This is a genomic window from Vibrio sp. 10N.286.45.E10 (genome assembly GCF_002874195.2).
GTDB classification, from domain to species: domain Bacteria; phylum Pseudomonadota; class Gammaproteobacteria; order Enterobacterales; family Vibrionaceae; genus Vibrio; species Vibrio crassostreae.
In genome coordinates, this window is record NZ_MCWD02000003.1 from 250,917 (window position 1) to 273,736 (window position 22,820).

20 protein-coding genes are annotated in these 22,820 nt (G+C 45.4%); 4 read left to right on the forward strand and 16 right to left on the reverse strand.

All coding sequences use genetic code 11. The annotated features are described in order from the left end of the window. Positions 1-198: 198 nt before the first annotated feature. The 3 genes from polA to hemB all read right to left on the reverse strand — a co-directional run bounded on the left by polA (position 199) and on the right by hemB (position 5,231). Complete coding sequence (gene polA, locus BCU34_RS22410) at positions 199-2,997, reverse strand: DNA polymerase I (RefSeq protein ID WP_057621837.1); 2,799 nt, start codon at positions 2,995-2,997, stop codon at positions 199-201. A 679-nt stretch (positions 2,998-3,676) separates the two neighbouring features. Further along, a complete protein-coding gene (locus BCU34_RS22415) occupies positions 3,677-4,111 on the reverse strand; it encodes a GNAT family N-acetyltransferase (RefSeq protein ID WP_102478221.1) in 435 nt (144 codons plus the stop codon). A gap of 76 nt (positions 4,112-4,187) precedes the next feature. Next, positions 4,188-5,231 carry a porphobilinogen synthase gene (gene hemB, locus BCU34_RS22420; protein ID WP_017060158.1) on the reverse strand — a complete coding sequence of 348 codons (1,044 nt, stop codon included), beginning with the start codon at positions 5,229-5,231 and terminating at the stop codon, positions 4,188-4,190. Positions 5,232-5,439: 208 nt separating this feature from the next. Here hemB and BCU34_RS22425 point away from each other — a divergent pair, with 208 nt between their 5' ends. Continuing rightward, positions 5,440-6,201, forward strand: coding sequence for a TatD family hydrolase (locus tag BCU34_RS22425; protein ID WP_102432211.1), 762 nt, complete (start codon positions 5,440-5,442; stop codon positions 6,199-6,201). Positions 6,202-6,489: 288 nt separating this feature from the next. Here BCU34_RS22425 and tatC read toward each other — a convergent pair whose 3' ends face one another. The 7 genes from tatC to rmuC form a co-directional block, all read right to left on the reverse strand. Then, entirely contained in the window at positions 6,490-7,245 is a 756-nt protein-coding gene (gene tatC / locus BCU34_RS22430) for a twin-arginine translocase subunit TatC (RefSeq protein WP_017060156.1), read from the reverse strand. A gap of 148 nt (positions 7,246-7,393) precedes the next feature. After that, positions 7,394-7,801, reverse strand: coding sequence for a Sec-independent protein translocase protein TatB (gene tatB / locus BCU34_RS22435; protein WP_102432212.1), 408 nt, complete (start codon positions 7,799-7,801; stop codon positions 7,394-7,396). A gap of 3 nt (positions 7,802-7,804) precedes the next feature. Next, positions 7,805-8,059, reverse strand: coding sequence for a Sec-independent protein translocase subunit TatA (tatA, locus tag BCU34_RS22440; protein WP_017060154.1), 255 nt, complete (start codon positions 8,057-8,059; stop codon positions 7,805-7,807). A 54-nt stretch (positions 8,060-8,113) separates the two neighbouring features. Then, positions 8,114-9,748, reverse strand: coding sequence for a ubiquinone biosynthesis regulatory protein kinase UbiB (gene ubiB, locus BCU34_RS22445; RefSeq protein ID WP_102432213.1), 1,635 nt, complete (start codon positions 9,746-9,748; stop codon positions 8,114-8,116). Continuing rightward, a complete protein-coding gene (locus tag BCU34_RS22450; RefSeq protein ID WP_102432214.1) occupies positions 9,745-10,350 on the reverse strand; it encodes an SCP2 domain-containing protein in 606 nt (201 codons plus the stop codon). Before BCU34_RS22450 ends, ubiB begins: the two co-directional genes overlap by 4 nt. A 98-nt stretch (positions 10,351-10,448) precedes the next feature. Then, positions 10,449-11,228, reverse strand: coding sequence for a bifunctional demethylmenaquinone methyltransferase/2-methoxy-6-polyprenyl-1,4-benzoquinol methylase UbiE (gene ubiE / locus BCU34_RS22455; RefSeq protein WP_026012235.1), 780 nt, complete (start codon positions 11,226-11,228; stop codon positions 10,449-10,451). A 65-nt stretch (positions 11,229-11,293) separates the two neighbouring features. After that, positions 11,294-12,826, reverse strand: a complete 1,533-nt coding sequence (rmuC, locus tag BCU34_RS22460; protein WP_102432215.1) for a DNA recombination protein RmuC — start codon at positions 12,824-12,826, stop codon at positions 11,294-11,296. 138 nt (positions 12,827-12,964) lie between these two features. Between rmuC and BCU34_RS22465 the strand changes: the two genes are divergently transcribed. After that, the gene (locus tag BCU34_RS22465) at positions 12,965-13,858 is read left to right on the forward strand and encodes a DMT family transporter (protein ID WP_102432216.1); all 894 of its coding nucleotides are present in this window, start codon (positions 12,965-12,967) and stop codon (positions 13,856-13,858) included. A gap of 128 nt (positions 13,859-13,986) precedes the next feature. Here the strand turns inward: BCU34_RS22465 and BCU34_RS22470 are convergent, their stop codons facing one another. The 3 genes from BCU34_RS22470 to ftnA form a co-directional block, all read right to left on the reverse strand. Next, on the reverse strand, positions 13,987-15,180 hold the full coding sequence (locus BCU34_RS22470; protein WP_102432217.1) for an NAD(P)/FAD-dependent oxidoreductase: 1,194 nt from the start codon (positions 15,178-15,180) through the stop codon (positions 13,987-13,989). A 250-nt stretch (positions 15,181-15,430) separates the two neighbouring features. Then, positions 15,431-15,754: a universal stress protein UspB gene (gene uspB / locus BCU34_RS22475; RefSeq protein ID WP_048661272.1), complete on the reverse strand. Its 324-nt coding sequence runs from the start codon at positions 15,752-15,754 to the stop codon at positions 15,431-15,433. 68 nt (positions 15,755-15,822) lie between these two features. Then, positions 15,823-16,350, reverse strand: coding sequence for a non-heme ferritin (ftnA, locus tag BCU34_RS22480; protein ID WP_017066029.1), 528 nt, complete (start codon positions 16,348-16,350; stop codon positions 15,823-15,825). A 189-nt stretch (positions 16,351-16,539) separates the two neighbouring features. Between ftnA and uspA the strand changes: the two genes are divergently transcribed. Together uspA and BCU34_RS22490 are read left to right on the forward strand one after the other, a co-directional pair. Then, a complete protein-coding gene (uspA, locus tag BCU34_RS22485) occupies positions 16,540-16,974 on the forward strand; it encodes a universal stress protein UspA (RefSeq protein WP_017060149.1) in 435 nt (144 codons plus the stop codon). Between the two features lie 52 nt (positions 16,975-17,026). Then, positions 17,027-17,905, forward strand: coding sequence for a carboxylate/amino acid/amine transporter (locus tag BCU34_RS22490; RefSeq protein ID WP_102479131.1), 879 nt, complete (start codon positions 17,027-17,029; stop codon positions 17,903-17,905). A gap of 112 nt (positions 17,906-18,017) precedes the next feature. On the opposite strand, the gene BCU34_RS22495 is transcribed toward BCU34_RS22490, so the two are convergent. The 3 genes from BCU34_RS22495 to BCU34_RS22505 form a co-directional block, all read right to left on the reverse strand. After that, entirely contained in the window at positions 18,018-18,608 is a 591-nt protein-coding gene (locus BCU34_RS22495) for a hypothetical protein (protein WP_102479130.1), read from the reverse strand. Between the two features lie 141 nt (positions 18,609-18,749). Beyond that, on the reverse strand, positions 18,750-19,529 hold the full coding sequence (locus BCU34_RS22500; protein ID WP_017060146.1) for a class I SAM-dependent methyltransferase: 780 nt from the start codon (positions 19,527-19,529) through the stop codon (positions 18,750-18,752). A 112-nt stretch (positions 19,530-19,641) separates the two neighbouring features. Next, on the reverse strand, positions 19,642-22,764 hold the full coding sequence (locus BCU34_RS22505; protein WP_102479129.1) for an EAL domain-containing protein: 3,123 nt from the start codon (positions 22,762-22,764) through the stop codon (positions 19,642-19,644). Positions 22,765-22,820: the final 56 nt, after the last annotated feature.

A 22,820-nucleotide genomic window follows, 5' to 3' on the forward strand; every position in this document is an offset into this window, starting at 1 on the left:
AACATCTTACCTCTGTACCCTACGAGATTTAATGTACAACAATTGCTCAGAAATGAAAACAACTTTTGTAGTTTTTTTTCATTAATGTTTTATTAAAACACCTAAATTCTTACTACGACCTGACTTTATTTGAGACAAAAAAAAGCCAGTGTTTGTGCACTGGCTCATACTAATTTACTTATTAAGGTCAAAAACTGATTAGTGGGCTTGATCCCAGTTGTCACCGTGGCCAGCTTCCGCGACAAGCGGCACTTCTAGCTCTGCAGCGGATTCCATCAATTCTTGTACTTTACTTTCAATTTCGGCTAAAGATGACTCTTCTACTTCAAATACCAATTCATCGTGTACTTGCATAAGCAATTTCACACGACCATCGCCTTCCGCTTGGATCCATTCATCAACCAATAGCATCGCTTTCTTAATGATGTCTGCCGCTGTGCCTTGCATTGGTGCGTTGATCGCCGCACGCTCAGCCGCCTTACGACGCATACCATTACGAGATTGGATTTCAGGAAGGTGCAGACGACGACCGTAAATGGTTTCTACGAAACCTTGCTCTGAAGCCGCACTGCGCGTGTCTTCCATATACTGCATCACGCCAGGGTAACGCTCGAAGTAAGTATCCATGTAATGTTGTGCTTCGCCACGTGGAATACCCAGTTGCTTAGCCAAGCCAAAAGCACTCATGCCGTAGATAAGACCGAAGTTAACCGCTTTAGCGCGACGACGTTGTTCCGTCGTTACCTGCTCAATATCAACCCCAATGATCTCAGCCGCGGTTGCCGCGTGGATATCTTTACCTTGTTGGAATGCTTCCAGAAGCGCTTTATCACCCGAAAGGTGCGCCATGATACGCAATTCAATTTGAGAGTAATCGACCGCTAGAATCTTCCAACCATGTTGTGCAACGAATGCTTGGCGGATACGACGACCTTCTTCATTACGAATTGGGATGTTCTGTAGGTTTGGATCCGTCGAAGACAAACGACCCGTCGCCGTTACCGCTTGGTGGTAAGACGTATGAACACGGCCGGTTTCAGCGTTGATCATCTTTGGCAGCTTATCTGTATAGGTAGACTTCAGCTTCGCAAGACCACGATACTCAATGATCAGCTTAGGTAGCGGGTAATCAAGAGCCAGTTCTTGCAGCACTTCTTCATTGGTTGAAGGTGCACCTGATGGCGTTTTCTTGATAACAGGCAGGCCCATTTTCTCAAACAGGATCGCTTGCAGCTGTTTTGGCGAGTTCATGTTGAACTCTTGCTCAGCAATCTCGTAGGCTTTCTGTTCTAGCTCATCCAGACGAACCGCAATCTCTTGCGATTGAGCGCCTAGCAACATGTCATCGATGAATACGCCAGTGCGTTCAATGCGAGACATCACAGGGATCAGTGGTACTTCAATTTCTTCATAGATGGCTTTTAGCTTTTCATCTTGCTCAATGTTTTCCATCAAACGATTATGAAGACGTAGTGTCACGTCAGCATCTTCTGCAGCGTATGGAGAGGCTTCACCCAGCTCAATCTGGTTGAAAGTAAGCTGTTTCTTACCTTTACCTGCGATCTGCTCAAATGAGATACAGCTGTGCTGTAGGAAACGTAGCGCTAGGCTGTCCATATCATGCTTGCCACCTACGCTATTGAAAACGTAAGACGCCAACATGGTGTCGTGTTTGATGCCTTTCATCTCGATACCGTAGCGCGCTAGCACACTCATATCATACTTAAGGTTCTGACCTACTTTTGCTTGTGCATCATCTTCAAGAATCGGCTTAAGCTGTTCAAGTACCCAATCACGATCCAGCTGCTGCGGTGCATCTAGGTAATCATGAGCAACTGGCACGTAAGCGGCAACGCCTTCTTCAGTCGCGAATGACAGGCCAACGAGGTTCGCCACCATGTAATCTAGGCTGTCTGTTTCAGTATCAAAGGCAAACACTTCAGCCGCTTTCAGTTTCTCTAGCCAAACATTGAATGACGCTTCATCGAGGATGGTTTCGTAGTTGCTGCGATCAATGGTCACGGCAGAGGTGTTCATTTCTACGGTAGAAGTGGTTGATGCCGTATTGCTACGCACTGCGCCCGACTTTTCATCCGCCTCAACCACACCGCTGCCACCTTCAAGTAGCTCGTTCAACCAAGACTTGAAGACCAGTTGACCGTATAGCTTAATCAGCTCATCCGTGTTTGGTTGTGCTTTTACAAGCGACTCAGGTGTCTCTTCTAACTCGACGTCCAATTTGATCGTAGCAAGCTCGTAAGACATCTCAGCGTTGTCTTTATTATCAATCAGCTTCTTAGCCATGGTCTTTGAACCACGGAAACCAAGCGCCGCAATATCATCAAGATTTTGGTACAACTTCTCGATGCTACCGATGCCTTGCAGCAAAGCAGTCGCTGTCTTGTCACCAACACCTGGAACACCTGGGATGTTATCGACTTTATCGCCCATCAGTGCAAGGTAGTCGATGATAAGCTCTGGTGGAATACCAAACTTCTCAATCACGCCTTCACGATCCATGACCACGTTGGTCATGGTGTTGATCAGAGTAACGTTGTCATCGACCAGCTGCGCCATATCTTTATCGCCAGTACTAATAAGCACAGGCATACCCATCGCAGAAGCTTGAGAAGCAAGTGTACCGATCACATCATCCGCTTCAACGCCGGGAATAGAGATAAGTGGCAAACCCATTGCACGAATCACATTGTGTAAAGGCTCAATCTGACAACGAAGATCATCAGGCATAGGTGGACGATTTGCCTTGTACTCTGGGTACATGTCATCACGGAACGTCTTTCCTTTCGCATCAAAAATTACCGCAATACGATCAGAAGCAAATTGACGCATCATGCTGCGCAGCATGTTAACTACACCGTAAACGGCGTTAGTTGGGATATCACCATTGCTCATTGTGCCAGGGTAAGCATGGAACGCGCGATATAGGTAAGAAGAGCCATCGATCAGAATCAATGGGTTATCAGGAATACGAGCCATAATGTTTGTGTATCCAGTAAGTACAGAAATTATCTGTTAAGAATGCCACGTCTGTTGGTTGGATTCCACGTTGTCGATCTGTATCCGTTCACTCGGTTGTGTTCGTTATAATCGATTTGTTGTTATTTTTTGTTCTTAGACGCAAGCGTTCTGTGGATAACTCTGTTTATATTATTTATCCACCCTGTTGAGAACTAAGGTAAACAACTCAAAAAACACCAATAAGCAACTGAAAATAAAGGATAATTTTACAGATCGAACAGATGATCAACGATCTTTTCTCGATCTTGCGTTGTGGAAAAGAATGCTGATGGCGTTTTATTCATAAAAATACGTGCCACTAAATATGCATCTTGTTGAAATGGTAGGTATAAAAAAAGCGACACCCGAAGATGTCGCCTAGCAAAAACCGGTAAAGCCATTCAAATTGAATACCACAGCTTTACCTAAAAGCTATAAATTACACTGGAAGCAATGTGAGCAATGTCGTGTCAAAAAGAACTTAGTACAAGTTCGCGAGAATTCTGTTGGGTAACCAAGTAGATACTTGAGTACTTAACATCCTTGTGAACATTTCCTCATTCCCTAAGACGAAGTTAATAATAATGATTCTCATTTGATAGTCAACAATTAAATGATAATAAATCTCATTTAATTTATATGCTGTTAACGACAGTGTTCAAATTTGCTTCAAAAAATGGATTCTATGGTCATTAATGTCTTCTTTTTCTTCAAATTTTTCGATTAGGTAACCGTTTCTTAATAACAGGCGCAGCATGGCTGAGAACTGGTTACGAGACTTAACCTTTAACTGTCTGTAGCCCTGCTCTTTCGCCCACTGTTCCTGAGCGTCTAATTGCGCCTGTGCAACGCCTTTGTTCCTCGCGAGCGGTGACACCCCACCAAACCAACTGTAAAAAGTCTGCTGATCCAATTCATAGCCGATCTTAAAACCAAGCAGCACCCCAGCCTCTTCAGCCACTAAGATAAGGTTCTTTTTCCCTACCAGCCGCTCTGAAAGAGAAGCGACACTCTCTTTTTTAGCGAACTCAGAGATCTGCTCGATCACAGACACCACTTCTTCTAACGAACCTTCACGCACGACAACTGACATCTTATTCATCCTTATAAACGAAAGGGCTGGCACAATGGCCAACCCTTTACTGATCACTTAAGTGAACTCTACACGATTACTTTTCTTTTAAGTGCTCTGCGGCTTGTGCATTGTCTTCTGCAAGCCATTCAGCCACATCTTTAGCGAAGTAAGTAAGAATGCCATCAGCACCAGCGCGCTTAAAGCACAGCAGTGATTCCATGACGGTTTCACGCTCTTTCAGCCAACCGTTTTGAATCGCCGCTTTGTGCATCGCATACTCACCAGACACTTGATATGCAAATGTCGGCGCTTGAAGTTCATGCTTCACACGGCGCACGATATCTAGGTAAGGCATGCCAGGCTTAACCATCACCATGTCCGCACCTTCATTAAGATCCATCGCGACTTCGTGAATCGCTTCATCGCTGTTCGCAGGATCCATCTGGTAGTTCTTCTTGTTACCACCTTTCAGGTTCGAAGCACTGCCGACTGCGTCGCGGAATGGACCGTAATAGCACGATGCGTATTTCGCAGAGTACGCCATAATCTGAGTGTGAATATGGCCCGCTTCTTCTAGCGCCTCACGGATTTTACCAATACGACCGTCCATCATGTCCGATGGTGCAACCACGTCAGCACCCGCTTCAGCGTGTGATAGTGCCTGCTTGATCAAGACTTCAGTCGTCTCATCATTCATCACGTAACCATCTTCATCGATGATGCCGTCTTGGCCGTGAGTGGTGAATGGGTCTAGTGCTACGTCAGTAATAACGCCAATGTTTGGCACATGCTCTTTTAGTAAACGTACAGCGCGCTGCACTAAACCTTCTGAGTTATGAGCTTCAGCTGCGCATAAACTTTTAGCATCTTGGTTCACGACTGGAAATAGAGCAATCGCAGGAACACCCAGCTTTGACAGGTAATCTGCTTCCTCAAGCATGTAGTCGATAGACAAGCGTTCAACACCTGGCATTGACTCGACAGGCTCGCGGCGGTCTTTACCCATCAGGATAAACATTGGGTAGATTAGATCATCCACAGACAATTGATTTTCTGCCATTAGGCGACGGCTAAAGTCGTGCTTACGCATACGGCGCATACGGCGACCTGGGAATTGACCTTGAATTGAAACAGACACTAGATTCTCCTTGCCTAGTCTAAGCACCGAAATACTTAGATATGAAAAGTGCTAAATACAGGCAAAAGCATATCACTGATGGCTCAGGACGCTAGCAGTAAAATATGAAACCCACTCAAAAACAGGGATAAATGGCAAAAAATGACCTTCTCCTCACACTGCCGTATACTCATGACAACTCAGTAAAGACCGCTTTCAGGACAAAACAATGATCGACACCCATGCTCATATTTACGCGAGCGAATTTGATGAAGACCGCGAGCAAGTCGTACAGCGCGCACTGGCTCAAGGGATTGATACCATTCTATTGCCGAACATCGATTTAGAATCTATCGAGCCAATGTTAGCAACGGAAGCGCAGTTTCCTGGTGTGTGCCGTTCAATGATGGGCTTACACCCTTGCTATGTCGATGCGAATATCGAGCAAACCCTCAAAACCATTCGAGCTTGGTTTGATAAGCATGACTTTATCGCCGTGGGTGAGATTGGTATCGACTTGTACTGGGATAAAACCTTCAAGGCTGAACAAGAGATGGCTTTCGTGACTCAACTGCAGTGGGCAAAAGAGCTCGATCTACCGGTGGTGATCCACACCCGTGATTCCATTGAAGAGACACTTGCCCTACTTCGTAAAGAACAAGATGGCAGCTTACGCGGGGTATTCCACTGTTTTGGCAGCAGCTTAGAGGAAGCTCAAGCGATCAATGCGTTAGGTTTTCACTTAGGTTTAGGCGGCGTTTCGACCTTTAAGAACTCAGGGATGGACAAGGTAATCCCACATCTTGATATGGATTACGTCATTCTAGAGACAGATTGCCCATACTTGGCACCAACACCGAATCGCGGTAAACGTAATGAGCCAGCCTATACAGAATTGGTGGCAAAACGCATCGCCGAATTGCGCGGAATTACCCTTGAAGAAGTCGAAAACATAACCAGCACAAATGCTAAGGCATTGTTTAATCTATGATGAATCTATTAATAAGTAATTATTACGGATTTATCCTGAATTTATTTGAGAAAGCTAAGTGATATGTATAGTATCAACCACCTGCATATGGAGGTAGTTGATTATGTGTGACCATTCACAACACTTACAACGTCAACATCGAACCCTATGGCATAAGATTTTGGGCATCAAAGAGCTCTATATATGTCAGAACTGTGGCTATCAGTTAAAGATTCGATAAACAGACATAATAAAAAAGCGGCCCTAGGCCGCTTTTTTATTATGTGATTCTTACTGAAGCATTCCGAATTAAGACTCAGCTTCTTCCTCTTCATCCGCATCTGGCTTACGCGTATAAAAACGTGCGAAGAACAGACCAATCTCAAACAGAATACACATTGGAATCGCCAACAGTGTTTGTGAGATCATATCTGGTGGTGTCAGCATCATACCGATGATGAAAGCACCTACAACGATGTAAGGACGCTTTTCAGATAGAGATTGAGGCGTTGTTGCCCCCGTCCAACATAGCAAGATAATCGCAACGGGCACTTCAAAGGCAATACCAAAAGCAAAGAACAGCGCGAGTACAAAATCAAGATAGCTTGAGATGTCGGTTGCGAACTCTACCCCCCCTAATGATATGGCCGTAAAAAAGCCAAATACCAACGGGAATACAATGAAGTAAGCGAACGCCACACCACAGTAAAACAGCAATGAACTTGAAGCCAATAGCGGCATGATCAAGCGTTTTTCATGCTTGTATAAACCCGGAGCAACAAAAGCCCACACCTGATACAAAATAAACGGAACCGCGAGGAATATAGACGCGATCAAGGTTAATTTCAGTGGTGTGAAAAATGGCGATGCAACATCGGTTGCGATCATCGTCGCCCCTTCAGGTAGACGATCTACCAAAGGTGCTGATACGAATTCATAAATATCATTAGCAAAATAAATTAGCCCGACAAATATCACTAGCACCGCGACAATCGCACGTAGTAGACGATTACGTAGTTCTAGAAGGTGGCTAATTAAAGGCTGTGTCTGCTCAGTCGAAGACATGTCAAACCTCTTAAACAGGAAGATCGAAAAGGAGCCGCGCGTGTATCTATCCAGTTGAATTGGTATCCACTTGAATAGTTATTTACTTGAATAGCTATCTATTTAAACATCTAGCGACTCAAGTATCCGGCGACTCCTCCTTGCGAGACTATTCGGTTTTCTTATCTGACGGTGCTGAAGCTTCGCTGTTGACCTGAATGGTTTCAGATTCCACAGTTTCCGTGACACTAGGTTTAGTCTCACTTGGCTTATCAGACTCAGGCTTAGCATACGGACGTTGAACCTCAGCAGCGGCCTGCTTGAGTTCATCGACTGACGCTTTAAGGTCTGGAGATAAATCTTCCATACCCATTTTTTCCGCCTTGCGTAGGTTTTCTTGCAGCTCTTGCACCTTAAGCTCATGAGAAAGTTCATCTTTCACACTATTTGCCATGCTTTTCGCTTGTCCAACAAACTTGGAAATACTGCGAATCGCCACGGGCAAACGCTCAGGCCCTAAAACCACTAACCCAACGACAGATATTAATACCAGTTCCCAAAAACCGATATCAAACACGATTTACGCCTGCTCTTTGTCTTTCTTTGTTTCAGCAGTTGTTTCAGCGTGAGCTTCTGTCTTCTGCTGTTCAATATTCTTTGGTTCGAAGTCTGCATCTTTCTTATCTGCAGGCTTGTCTTCATCGCTCATCGCTTTTTTGAAGCCCTTAACCGCTGAACCTAAGTCACCACCCATACCGCGCAGTTTCTTTGTTCCGAATAGCAAAATTACAATTACAGCAATGATTAGAAGTTGCCAAATACTGATACCACCCATTGTCATTGTCCTCGGGTCTGTCTACACATAAAAAATATTAAGAGAGTCTACTGTCTAACGACGGTAAGCTCGCCAACTAAGCAACCAAAATGTGACACCTGCGATGCCACAGCCCATAGATAGCTGCTCATAAGGGCTTGAAACTAATATTGCGGAGCATACGACTAAAGTGGCTCCAACGCCAAACAAAAACTTTCCAGTTGCTTGCTGACGCTTACTATCTCGGTAACCTTGATAAAGCTGATCCATTCTGTGGTTCATCGCTTTACCTTGGCGCAAGCTGTCATAAAGTAGCTCTGGCAGCTCTGGCAGTTTTTCTGCCCAGAATGGCGCGCGCTCTTTTACTGCGTTAATCACAGCTTGCGGCCCCACCTGATTCATCATCCAGGTTTCAAGGAAAGGCTTGGCGGTTGCCCACAAATCAAGCTGCGGATACAACTGGCGGCCTAGGCCTTCCACATACAACAAGGTCTTCTGCAGAAGCACCAACTGAGGTTGAACCTCCATGTTGAAACGTCTTGCTGTATTAAATAAGTTTAGCAACACATGGCCAAATGAGATCTCGCCAAGTGGTTTTGCAAAAATTGGCTCACACACCATGCGAATCGCGAACTCAAAGTCGTTAACGTTGGTGTTGTGTGGCACCCACCCCGAATCAACGTGCAGCTCAGCGACTTTACGATAATCTCGGTTGAAGAAAGCCAGCAGGTTTTCTGCTAAATAACGCTTATCTTCACTGTTGAGTGTGCCGACAATGCCACAATCCAAACCAATCCACTGCGGGTTATCTGGATTTTCTGGGTTAACGAATACGTTACCCGGGTGCATGTCTGCATGGAAAAAGCTGTCTCGAAATACTTGGGTGAAGAATACGGTCACACCACGTTCCGCGAGCAATTTCATGTTGGTGCCGTTGGAGTTTAACGTCTCAATATCCGAAACCTGAATACCATAGATTCGCTCTGACACCATCAAGGTTTCACTGCTTAAATCAGGGATAACCTCTGGAACATACAGCTCTTCACTGCCTTCAAAATTACGTCGCAGTTGAATCGCATTGGCCGCCTCACGGCGCAGGTCTAGTTCATCAAGTAAAGTTTTCTCGTACTCATGAACCACCTCAACAGGTTTCAAACGACGTGCTTCAGGAAGCGACTTAGCGACTATACGCGCCATTCGGTGCATCAGTTTTAGATCTGCGTCAATCACCGGGCGAATATCAGGTCGAATTACCTTGAGAACAATCTCACGACCGCTCTCTTTAAGCTTTGCGGTATGCACCTGAGCGATAGAAGCAGAAGCCAGAGGCTCGATATCAAAGTCGGTAAACCAGTTATCTAAACTGCCACCGAGCGCCTTTTCCATATCTTGTTTAGCCAATTGACCATCGAATGGCGCAACTTGGTCTTGCAACAATGCCAACTGATCCGCGATATGAGGAGGGAACAGATCGCGACGTGTCGACATCATCTGTCCGAACTTGATCCATACAGGGCCAAGCTCTTGCAGCGCTAGACGTAAGCGATGACCCAACTCTTTATCTTGATGCTTATTTTTAAGCCAAAACAGTGACTTTCGCGCCAATAAAGGGGCTTTGGTCAATTGGTGCTCTGGCATCAATTCATCAAGGCCATATTCCAACTGTACCTTGATAATATGATAAAGACGTTTCAGTTCTGTTGGGGTCATGCTTTCTCCAACAAGGCGTTCAACTTAGCTTCAAGGCGTGCTGCAGAGCTTTTCACGTCATCAACTTGATCGCAAAAGTGCGCGACTTCTAACGGTGCTGGTGCGATCTTCCACTCTTCAGTCAGAACTTGAGCAACATGGCTTTGATGTTTGCTGGCTTGCTTTGCCACAAAACCACCGACGTTTTTAACGCCTTGGACCAAGGTATGAGCAACCACATCACCTGTTACGCGCGATAACCACTCTTCCAAGTCAGGCTTGCAGTCTGTCATCAGTTGAGCAAATTTCTGAGCCAGTTGAATATCACCCTCTAAGATCAGCTTATCTTGCTTGATCAGCTTGGTGATGTTCGATTGCTCACGCAGTTCCGGTAACACCGATAAATTCAAAGATAGGTAGCAATCAGGCTGCCCTTCGTATTCCGACAACACATCAATTTGTTGGCTGAAAACGAAAGTGAGTGTTTTATTCAACTCTTTCAAATTAACTTGAATGATCTGCCCCTTTAAACGAGACAAACGACGAACCAAAGCTGGATCATCGTTCACGAAAGTATTTAAAGAGGTTTCAATAACCGCGGTTACCAATGGATCAAATGGCATGACTGTCCTTACCTTTGAAAACGGATAAGCCTTAACCTATCCGTTCTGTCTTTATTCTTATTGTTTAGCACGCTCAACGAGCCTGCTACCAAGTTCGACTAGAACTTGTAACCGCGGTGCAGCGCAACAATGCCGCCCGTTAGGTTGAAATATTTAGTATTCTCGAAACCCGCTTCCTGCATCATGCCTTCCAAAGTCTCTTGGTTAGGGTGCATGCGGATAGATTCTGCAAGGTAACGGTAGCTATCTGCATCGTTAGCAATCAGCTCACCCATTTTTGGCAATAGGTGGAAAGAGTATGCGTCGTAAACCTTTGATAGTGGCTCAAGCACTGGCTTAGAAAACTCAAGAACCAACAGACGACCACCCGGCTTAAGCACGCGGTACATTGAACGCAGCGCTTGGTCTTTATCGGTTACATTACGCAGACAGAAGCTGATGGTAATGCAATCGAAGTAGTTATCCGGGAAAGGCAACTCTTCAGCGTTCGCTTGTACATAGTGTACGTTGCCAACAATGCCGCTATCACGCAGCTTATCACGGCCAACATTCAGCATTGAGTTGTTGATATCAGCAAGAACCACGTGGCCTTTTTCACCAACGATACGCGAGAACTTCGCAGTCAGGTCACCGGTACCACCACCAAGGTCTAGGATACGTTGACCCGGGCGCACGCCACTACAATCAATCGTGAATCGCTTCCACAAGCGGTGAACACCACCCGACATTAAGTCATTCATGATGTCGTATTTAGCGGCTACAGAGTGAAATACCTCTGCTACTTTCGCGACTTTTTCGTCTTTTGCGACTGTTTCGAAACCAAAGTGTGTGGTTTCTGACTCTACTGCTGAATTTGTCTGCACGCTTGTGTCCATAATGCTGTTATCTACCATGGTAAGTTCTCATCGACAGCGCTCTTTGTATTTAGAGGCGCTGCGGCCGATTAGTTTACTTTATCCTCAGCAGGTTGTCTTTCTACTAAGGAGGCATTTTCTGAAAAAGCCTCATTTTGCGCCATTTCAGCCAAACCAATCGAGATCGGTTTCTTCACTTCAACACCCAATTGCTTGAAGCTTTCGGCCTGACGAATCACGTTGCCTCGCCCTGTCACTAGCTTATTCATCGCCCCTTGATAACTTTGGTTGGCTCTATCAAGTGAGCTGCCAAGGCCTTCCATATCATCAACAAACAGGCGCAGCTTGTCGTAAAGCTTGCTCGCACGTTCCGCGATAACTTGTGCATTTTGGTTCTGTCTGTCGTTGCGCCAAAGATTATCAATGGTACGCAGTGCCACCAGCAGGGTGGTTGGGCTGACCAAGATGATGTTTTGCTCCATCGCATCTTTCACCAAGCTAGGATCAGCCTGAATCGCCACTTGGAATGCTGGCTCAACCGGGATAAACATCAACACGTAATCCAGGCTCTGTATGCCTTTGAGCTGATGATAATCTTTCTGGCTCAAGCCTTTAATATGCGCTCGCAATGAAGCCAAATGATCACGCAATGCGGCATCACGCTGTTGATCGGTTTCGGCATTGAAGTAACGCTCAAACGCGACCAATGCCATTTTAGAATCCACCACTACTTGCTTATCTTGTGGCAAATGCACAATCACATCCGGCTGATAGCGCTTACCTGCATCGTTCTGTAGGTTCACTTGCGTTTGGTATTCGTGACCTTCGCGCAGCCCTGATTCAGCAAGCACGCGAGCCAGTACCACTTCACCCCAGTTACCTTGTTGTTTGTTATCGCCCTTTAGTGCTTGAGTCAGGTTAACCGCTTCACGCGTCATGCTTTCATTAAGGCGCTGCAGGTTTTTCAGCTCATGCACTAAGGTATGGCGCTCTTTGGCTTCTTGGCTAAAGCTATCGTTAACCTGCTTCTTAAAGCCTTCCAACTGCTCTCTTAGTGGAGACAACAAACCTTCTAGGCTCTGCTTGTTCTGCTGATCGACCTTGGCGGTTTTACTCTCAAAAAGTTGGTTCGCTAACAATTCAAACTGCTGCTTAAGTCGAGATTCAGCTTGTTCTAGCAACTGCAGCTTTTCGCTATTGGCGAGGTTTTCTTGATCATGCCTTGCTTCTTGTTCGCGCAGTTCGGCTTCCAATTCAGATTTATGGTCTTTCAGCACATTGATCTCATCAGCGTACTGCTGGCGCTCTTGCTTTACTGCCTCAAAGTAGCGCAGCTTTTCCATCGCAGCCATCACCTTACCGTGTGCTTGCTTGAGCTCGAATGCCGCTTTGTCTCGGTCATCATCTAACTCATTGAGTTCTTGTTGCGCCTCTGCGAGTGATGATTTGAGCTGAGCTTGCTGAGATTCATGCAACAAACGATCGGACTCTAGCTGCTGCTCGAGCAATCGCTGCTGAAAAGAGAGCTTCTGTTTAATCCACCAACCCACGACGCCACCGCTGACGAGCGCGCCAGAAATTGCAGCAATAAGCGTTGCCTGATGTTCGATAATCCATTGCATGATAATGATTTAGCCTAATTGGAAATAACTCATTAAATGGTATTTTGATACTGGATAAATGTCCAGTTTGCCGTATTAAAATTCGACAGATAGACTAGGCGCTCCGTATTCTGTCCCATCAAATTAAAATGAGTTGCCATGAACGAACGTCGTGCCTTAGGCTTTGGCCTTTCCGCAGTACTGCTGTGGTCAACGGTCGCTACTGCTTTTAAGCTGACCCTTGCTGAGTTTTCACCTATTCAAATGCTGACTATCGCTAGCATTGTGTCGTCGATTGCGCTGATCGCAGTCTGCGCCTTTCAGGGCAAGCTTTCTCAGCTGAGTACTACGTTCCTTTCAAACCCTTGGTATTACTTACTGCTCGGCTTGGTCAACCCATTGGCCTATTACCTGATTCTATTCAAAGCATACGACCTGCTTCCCGCTTCACAAGCTCAAGCCATCAACTACAGCTGGGCGATCACGCTAACCTTAATGGCAGCGGTTTTTCTAGGGCAAAAGATTCGTAAACAAGATTGGATTGCGTGTACCTTCAGCTATGCGGGTGTGGTAGTTATTGCGACCAAAGGCGACGTGTTAGGAATGCAGTTCGATAGCCCACTCGGTGTGGCGCTAGCGCTGCTTTCAACTTTGCTTTGGGCGGGATACTGGATTCTCAACACCAAAAACAAGGCAGATCCTGTGGTGGGTGTACTGCTTGGTTTCTTAGTGGCATTGCCATTCGCGATCGGTTTAACCATTTTTGAGGGCGAAAGCTTTAGCCAAATCACGGCGAAGGGCTGGATGGCGGTGACTTACGTTGGCCTATTCGAGATGGGAATTACCTTTGTATTGTGGTTATCAGCACTCAAGCTAACCAACAACACAGCTCGTATCAGCAACCTGATTTTCGCATCACCATTTATCTCGTTGATGCTACTTTCCACGATTATCGGCGAAGAAATTCACCCAGCGACACTGTTTGGCTTGGTACTGATCATTGCTGGTTTAGTGGTTCAACAGATCAAATTTTCAAAAAACAAAACTGCGTAAATAAGAGCGAAAAGACTCGATTGATCGAGAAAGTCATCAATTGAGTTACTTTTAACGCTAAACTAGATACAAAAATGGCGAGTCGTATGACTCGCCATTTTTATGTAATTTTAAATCTATGGGTAAGCTTAAACCCACTGACCTGCTGCAAAGCCAGAACTCCAGCACCACTGGAAGTTATAACCTCCAAGCCAGCCTGTTACGTCCATCACTTCACCGATGAAGTAGAGGCCAGAGACGCTCTTACATTCCATGGTTTTTGAAGATAGGTGATTGGTGTCCACGCCACCTAGAGTTACTTCGGCCGTTCGGTAGCCTTCAGTGCCATTTGGCGCAATTTTCCAGTTCTCTAGGTGCTCAACAATGCCACTAAGCTGCTTTTCGTTGAACTGTTTAAGCGGCTTGTCTTCCAGCTCTTTACGGTCAATCAACACCTCAACAAAACGCTTTGGTAATGCTTTCGCTAAGGTATTTTTCAGGCTTTGATTTGGGTGTTTCTCGCGAGAATTTTCAAGTAGCTCGGCAACGTCTACTTCTGGAACTAGATTAATCGAAACCGACTGACCCGCTTTCCAGAACGAAGAAATTTGCAGTACTGAAGGACCCGATAGGCCGCGGTGAGTAAACAACAATGCTTCTTTGAACAAGGTTCCGTCTTGCGCGGTGATCTCGGCAGGAATTGCGATGCCAGAAAGCTCAGCGAAAGCTTCTTTATCTTCTTTATGTAGAGTGAATGGCACCAAGCCTGCGGTAGTTGGCATCACAGACAAACCAAATTGCTCTGCAATCTTGTAACCAAATGGCGTTGCGCCCAGCTTAGGCATCGACAAACCACCAGTCGCTACCACCAGTGAGTCACACTCAACTTGGTCGGTATTGAGATGCATCTTGAAGCCAGAATCGGTCTTTTCGATAGAATGAACATCACAACGATAACGCTGCTCAACTTTCGCCTGCTTACACTCGTCAAGCAGCATACTCACGATGTCTTTTGCGGTATGGTCATTCACACAGAACAATTGGCCGTGGTCTCGCTCTTCGAACTCAATACCGTACTTGCTCACCATTGAGATAAAATCCCAGTTGGTGTATTGAGATAAAGCTGACTTCACGAAGTGAGGGTTATTACACAGGAAGTTGTTGGCTGAAACATCATAGTTAGTGAAGTTACAACGACCGCCACCTGAGATTAAAATTTTTCTGCCTGGTTTCTTTGCATGATCAACCACCAGCACTCGTCGGCCGCGTTTACCAGCTTCCGCAGCACACATTAAGCCCGCGGCGCCCGCACCAATTACGATTACATCAAATTTTTCACTCATGTGGTTCTGCTTTTCTTCACTTTTGCAGCCCGAGTACGCCCTGTTCTCGAAATGCCATCAATAAAAAAGGATGTGCATAAACAGCACATCCTTACTAATTGCTCGCTATTTTAGCGGCAATTTTAAACTTTGCAATTGATGTTCAATTGTACAATTTGCAGACAACATCAAAACCACGACTTGGCTTAGCAAACCAACAACCAAAGCTTTACACCAAAAACTAAGTTCTACTTCACACGCACTAAATAACTTAGACGATGAAAGAAGCCAGCAACGTTACACCCAGAAGGGCGGAAGAGAGTATGAATAACTGTCTCACACGATCACACTTGGAAGTGAACACTTCATCATGGTGATGGTGATACTCTTTGCTTTTGATGTAACTAAACAGACGAACCTGTTTGGTCATATTGCCATGAGTTGTGAAAAAACCGCCTCCGTCTACTTGTTGATAAAGTAGAGGATGCGCTTCTCGCATAATATAAATGAGCGTTCTTAGCGCAGTAAAATAACGCGCCCAGTTCACGCAAGTCACAACCATTAGTGCAAATAGAATAGTGTCGCCGCTGATCATCCTTTCCTCCCTACATCTTCATAAGAAAACTCAAAAGAAAAAGATAATCAGTGTCTTTCTCGTACTACCTAAACGGCAGGAGCTTCCATAATTGAAGATGAACCATCTTTTGCCAATTGCGCTAGGTCTTTATCAATAAAGAACAGTGCCTTACCGTCTTCACCAACAAGTTCTAGCTTATCCAATACACCTTTAAACAACTTCTCTTCTTCGTGTTGCTCTGCAACGTACCATTGCAGGAAGTTAAAGGTTGAGTAGTCTTGTGTGCTGAAAGCAACGTGAGCCAGTTTGTTGATCTTTTCAGTAATCATCTGCTCATGTTCATAAGTTTCACGGAACACTGCGCCAAGGCTTTCGAATTCGTGTTTTGGTGCTTCAATTGCACCCAAAATTGGCATTGCACCTGTTTCGCTTACGTAAGTGAAAAGGCGCTGCATATGTTCCATTTCTTCTACTGCATGAACACGCAGAAACTCTGCTGCACCTTCAAATCCTTTGTCTTCACACCAAGCACTCATTTGTAAGTATAGATTGGATGAGAAAAATTCTAGGTTAATTTGATCATTCAGTTGCTCAACCATAGTTTTTGACAGCATTTAAGACTCCTAATTACATCCTCAATTTTCTCTACTATATCACTTTTTAATGAATATCTCGCAGGCCATTAGTTAACCAATATTTCGAGCTGTCATTACGCAAGACAGTGGATATGAGATCACTTCAGCAAAAAAAGCCACCGCATAGTGCTAATCTTTAAACAGACAATGAATAAAGGAGGTAGAGATATGAGTTACAAACATATTTTGGTCGCGGTCGATTTATCAGAAGACAGCAAATTAATTGTGGATAAAGCGGTAGCATTGGCAAAGCCATTGGAAGCCAAAGTCTCTTTTATCCATATCGATATTAACTACGCGGAACTCTACACTGGCCTGATTGATATCAACATGGCCGAAACGCAACATAACGCGATGGAAGCATCTCGTATTCAGCTGCAAAATTTTGCGGAGCACGCTCAATACCCGATCACCCATACCCTGGTGGGCAGTGGCGATTTGAGTCATGAGCTGTGTGACACCATCAACGAGTTCAATGTTGATCTCGTGGTTTGCGGTCACCATCAAGACTTTTGGAGCAAACTGCTTTCTTCAACACGACAACTGATCAACGCCTCTCCGGTTGATATGCTGGTCGTGCCTCTAAGAGATTCAGAAGACTAATGATTTAAGGTTAGGTAACATACAGCTCATATCTTATTAACGAAGTTTTACTATGAGCTATTTAGCTGGTGTTACCCTCCTATGGGCCTTCTCCTTTAGCCTGATCGGCGTTTACCTTGCGGGTCAGGTTGATTCTTGGTTCTCTGTTTTAATGCGTGTTGCCCTTGCTGGCGTCGTATTTCTTCCTTTCCTAAAGTTTCGCGGCGTATCACGTAAGCTGATCGCTAAATTGATGACTATTGGTGGTATCCAGCTTGGCCTGATGTACTGCTTCTACTATCAGTCTTTCTTACTGCTATCTGTTCCTGAAGTCCTTTTGTTTACCGTTTTCACGCCAATTTACGTCACGCTGATTTATGACTTTCTCAAAGGGCAATTCTCTCCGTGGTACCTAGTGACTGCGGCAATTGCGGTATTAGGCGCGGTATTCATTAAATTCGCAGGCATCAACGAAAACTTTTTAGTTGGCTTCCTCGTCGTGCAAGGCGCGAACCTGTGCTTTGCTATCGGTCAGGTGGGCTACAAAGTTGTGATGGAGAAGGAATCGACCGAGTTACCTCAGCGAACCATATTTGGTTACTTCTACTTAGGGGCGCTATGTGTCGCTTCGGTTGCTTTCATGCTACTGGGCAATCCAGAGAAACTACCCACCACCACACTTCAATGGGGAATCCTGATCTACCTTGGCTTGATTGCTTCGGGGCTGGGTTACTTTATGTGGAATAAAGGTGCATGCATGGTGAATGCCGGTGCACTGGCGGTAATGAACAATGCATTGGTTCCTGCTGGTCTTGTGGTGAATATCCTGATTTGGAACAGAGATGTCGATTTGGTTCGATTGTCTATTGGTGGCGCCGTTATCTTGTTCTCTTTGTTCGTCAATGAGACTTGGGTGAAGAAGCGCGTAGCAAGATCCGCAAGCAACGCTTAGCTGATTTGAACGAGATACATAAGCTAGCTCGGATAACCCCAAAAAGCAAAAGAGCGACCTAAGGTCGCTCTTTTTAAATCATCGCTGTAGCAATAAACCATTCGAATCAACTTCAGTGAATGTGATTATGGCTCACTACCTGAGTCTTGGTTTCAGTGAAGGCGACATCATCAAATTGTAGATTGATGCGTTCAAGGTCACTTTCCAGTTTCTGGCTTTTCTTAAACAGCTTTTGCTGTTTCTTAATCATCTTCGCGAGCTTTTTGTTGTACTTCTCTTGTTTCTTAGCTGCTTTCTTCGCTTGTTTGAGTTCAGCTTTCTCATCACTACTCGCCTTCGCCATCAGTTTTTTCAACTTGGCTTTTTTCTGTGCTGCCTCTTTTTTTGCAAGCTCAGGAACAATATCAGTTGCGGCTGGATCGAACATTTGCACGCTAGGCTCAATTGTCTCGTTGATTTCTGCAAGCGATAGCTCTGGTGCAGGTAATGTTTCCGCTAACAGGCCGCATGCGACTTTCTCTTCAACGGGTTTGTTTTGACAACCAATAGGTGGAATTGCGGTTGGTTTGCATAGATTCGCTTGATCCGCCGAAGAACGCGCACAAGAACGACACACGAACTTAGGTTCAGTCACCAAGCTGTGGATCTCGCCCAAGTGTTCAGTGATATCTCGACGGTTTAACTTACAAAAGCGTTTAGCCATGCTACAACTCCAGCTAAGAATAATAATGATTCTTAGTTAGATATACATCCGTAACGCGACTATCGCAAGTGTTAAATGGCAATTTATCGTATTTATGACGGGAAATTTTCTTAGCGTGTATCTAAGTTATTGATGCATCAATTAAGTCATTGATGCTTTCACATAGACGTCAAAGCGGTTCTTTTTGGTTTCTATCGCCATACTCGGTTTTTGCTCGTCTAACCAAGCTGCGTAATCCGGTCTTTTGACCACAACGCGCTTCGATGCCAATTTCATCGCCGGCTCAAATAGACCATCAGCATCCAGATCGGCACCCACCAAAGATTGGAATACGCGCATCTCTTTTTTAACCAAAGCCGATTTCTTTTTGTTCTCTGGATGTGGGTACATTGGGTCTAGATACACCACGTCTGGTTGTTCGAAATCAGGATCGTTACTGAGCTTATCTAGCGCATCGTGACTCGAAGCGTGAATCAACTTCATACGTTCGCTGACCCAACCACCGATGTCTGGGTCTTGTTGCGCTCGCTGCAAGCCATCATCGAGCAGTGCTGCCACAACGGGGTGACGCTCGACCATTTGTACCTTACAACCTAGAGAAGCCAACACAAACGCATCGCGCCCTAAGCCTGCAGTGCCATCGAGGATAGTTGGCGTTGCGCCTTTGTTTAAACCAGCGGCTTTGGCAATCGCCTGACCTTTACCACCACCAAACTTACGTCGGTGACCGACAGCGCCTCCCACTAAATCAACAAAGATAGCGCCAAGCTTAGGCTCATCGACTTTACGTAGCTCAAGTCGCTCACTAGTCAGTACCAAAGCAAAATCACTGCTTTCATCATGAGATAAGTTCCAGCGGGTCGCTAAGTCATTCAAATGATCGATTTGGGTAGCATCTTCGCAAATCAGTTGTAGTTGCAAGGTCGTCTCCAACAGACAGTAGTATTCAAAACAAAAGAGGCAACCAGTTTACCTGATTGCCTCAACAATACATATTAGCGGTGAAAAGTATTCACAGCTAAAGTCGGCTTACCTAAACCAATTGTTCTATCTCGCGCTCTTGCCTTAACTCTTCAACGAGCTCCGCCAGTGGCTTAGGTCGCCCTATGATGTAGCCCTGAGCGTAGTTCACACCAAGCTCGATCAACTTATCTATGATTTGAGTATTTTCAACGAACTCAGCCACGGTATGTTTACCCATCTGCTTAGCTAAATCATTGATCGAGCGAACCATCACATGGTCCATCTCATTGACATCAATATCACGTACAAACAAGCCATCGATCTTCACAATATCGACCGGCAGTTTTTTCAGATAACCAAACGACGATAGCCCTGAGCCAAAGTCATCCAGTGCAATCATGCAGCCGAGCTCTTTGATTCGAGTGAAGAATTTGATCGCCTGCTTCATGTTACTCATCGCAGCCGTTTCGGTGATCTCTAAACAAATCTTATGACACGGTATCGATGAGTCACTCAGGCTATCTATCAAGAACTCGACAAACTCACGGTTACCCATCGAGTGACCGGAAAGGTTAATTGAACACATCCCCAACTCATCAATGATATCTGGTCGTTGTTCCAACCAACTCAAGGTTTGACCCACCACTTGGCGGTCAATCAAATGCGCGATGTTGTAGCGCTCAGAGGCTGGCATGAAGATCCCCGGAGAGATGTACTCACCTTTGATATTCTTGATACGTACCAAGATCTCAAAATGCATTTTTTCACTATTTTCATCTAGACCAAGAATGCGCTGAGCAAACAACTCTAAGCGGTCATTCGCCAAAGCCTCATGCACTAAGTTGACGCACTCCATCTCTAAGTGACGACGACGCAGGTCTTCATCATCTTGATGGTAAAGGTTATAACGGTTACGGCCTTCTTCTTTAGCCGCATGACAAGCCGCATCCGCCTGAGCATGCACCATCTGCGGTGAAGCCGCAGTATGGTCAATCAATCGAATGCCAATAGAGCAGGTCAGGTTGAGTCGAATATCATCCCACAAGAACGGATTCTCGCTCATCATCGAGATAATACTGCGACACACATTCACCGCATCTCGCTCAGTACAGTCTTTCATTAATACTGCAAACTCGTCACCGCCCATTCGCGCTAACACCGCATTATAAGGCAGTACATCTTCCAGCAATTTGGCGCTAAACATGATTGCGGCATCACCCGCTTCATGCCCTGCGGTGTCGTTCAGGACCTTCAACTGATCCAAGTCTAAGAACAACATTGCGTGAGTTCGCATGTGACTCTCAACCTCTTTGAGCGCTTTTTGCAGCTCTTGCTCAAAATGGTTACGGTTGAAGGTATCAGTCAGCAGATCATAACGAGCTTGATACTCTAACTTTTCAGAGAGCTCGTGCGTTTCAGTGATGTCTTCGCCCACAATCAACAGCTGATCAGACTCCACTAGCGGGCGGATATTTTCTCGAATCCAGATCTTGCTGCCGTCCGCATGGCGATATTCGATATCACGACGCCATACCCCACGAATCTTATGTTGTGGTTGCAGCAAAATATGACGTGGAATCATCGCATTCTCGTCGACATAGAACTCTCGAGGGCGGTGCCCTAATAGTTGTTCTAGCGGGTAACCTAGTAACTGCTCCGCAAACTGGTTCACTTGTTGGATGCGGTTATTGCCATCGAGGGTAATCATCATCACCGGTTGTTTGTCGTAATATAACTTGAGGTTCGCTTCGCGCTGGAACAGTTTATTCTCAGCCAGCTTACGAGAGGTCACGTCACGCGCTTCAAACAGGAACTGAGTGTCTTCCTTCTCATTGCCTGGCATCGGCTTCAATGAAATATCCAACACCATCGCACCACGATCACGACACCACACCTCAGCTTCAAATCGTAAGGCTGGGTGTTCACTTTTAGTGATGAAATATTCACTTAGCACTTCTCGTGCAGAATCTTCCCAATGTTGATGTTGCTGCAGAGGTGTTCCCAGTTTATAGCCTTGGTTATAAAGCAGCTCATGTAGCTTGCTGTTACTCGACAACAACACACCGCCCTTATCAATGATCCCCATAAACTGCAGGCTTTGGTCGAATATCGACTCAAGCAGCAGCTGGCTTTGTCGGCTGGCACGTTCACTTTTCTTTAGGCGATTGAGGTAATACACCAATGTCGCGATGACACACGACATAACCAAAAACAGCAAACCTACGGTGCGAATTTCATCGCGGTAGCGTACTAAAAATGACTTTGGCTTGTTGAGGAAGGTCACCGAGGCTTCATTCTCGGCACCCAAATCCCATCTTGAGATCTGTTGGTAGTCAAGTTTGATTTCTGGCGCGCCAGCAACCACCAATGGCAATGGTGCCTTGGGGTTTTTCAGTACACTCAACAATACGCGCCCGGTGTCTCGGCCTTGCGTTTCTCCGCTTTGAATCACACCACCAATCGCACCAAAACCTAGCCCTAGATCGTGCACCATGTACAATGGAATTTGGGTCTTAATATTCAGTTGTCGCCAATCTTCATCACTACTCACTCTGCCTTGTGCATCGCGGTAATACGCCCAAAACAGCAAGCTTTTTCCTAGGTCAACACGTTGAGAAAAGGCCATTAACTCTTGGTAGGAATCCGGCACATAGTGCTCAACGAGATCAGAAATATCGGGATGGTTTTTGATAAATAAATCGATTTGAGAGCGAATCGCCTCACCCGTGACCGAGTGATCAGTAACAATATAGATTTTCTTTACGGTCGCTTGAAGACGCTTAACCAACTCAATATTGCCAACTAAGTCGATATCTTCGGTGATGCCCGTCGCGTTCAAACCTTCGATCATTTCAGGGGAGAAGTTGTTGATACCACCAAAGATGACTGGCGTATCTTTGAGATCGGGCGCAAGGCGCTTCATTAAGTTGAGCGCGTTATTATCACTAACGACAATCGCTGCAAATTCTTCATGCAGTAGCTTGGTATGATAAAGCTGATACACGCGCTCTAGGTATTCTGGGTTTTGAGTGCGTTTACTATCGAGATAAACCACACGGTAAGACAGCCCGTCACGATCGAGCTCATCTGATAATCCTTTATGGAAATCATCTGTCCAGAAAAAGCCTTGGTGGTAAGAGTGGATCACCAATACATCCTTTGCCTGAGCTGAAGCAAACACACTCCAACACATCACAATAAAAAATAACGAAAATCGCACTGAATTCACCCTAACCCTATAGTTACTGC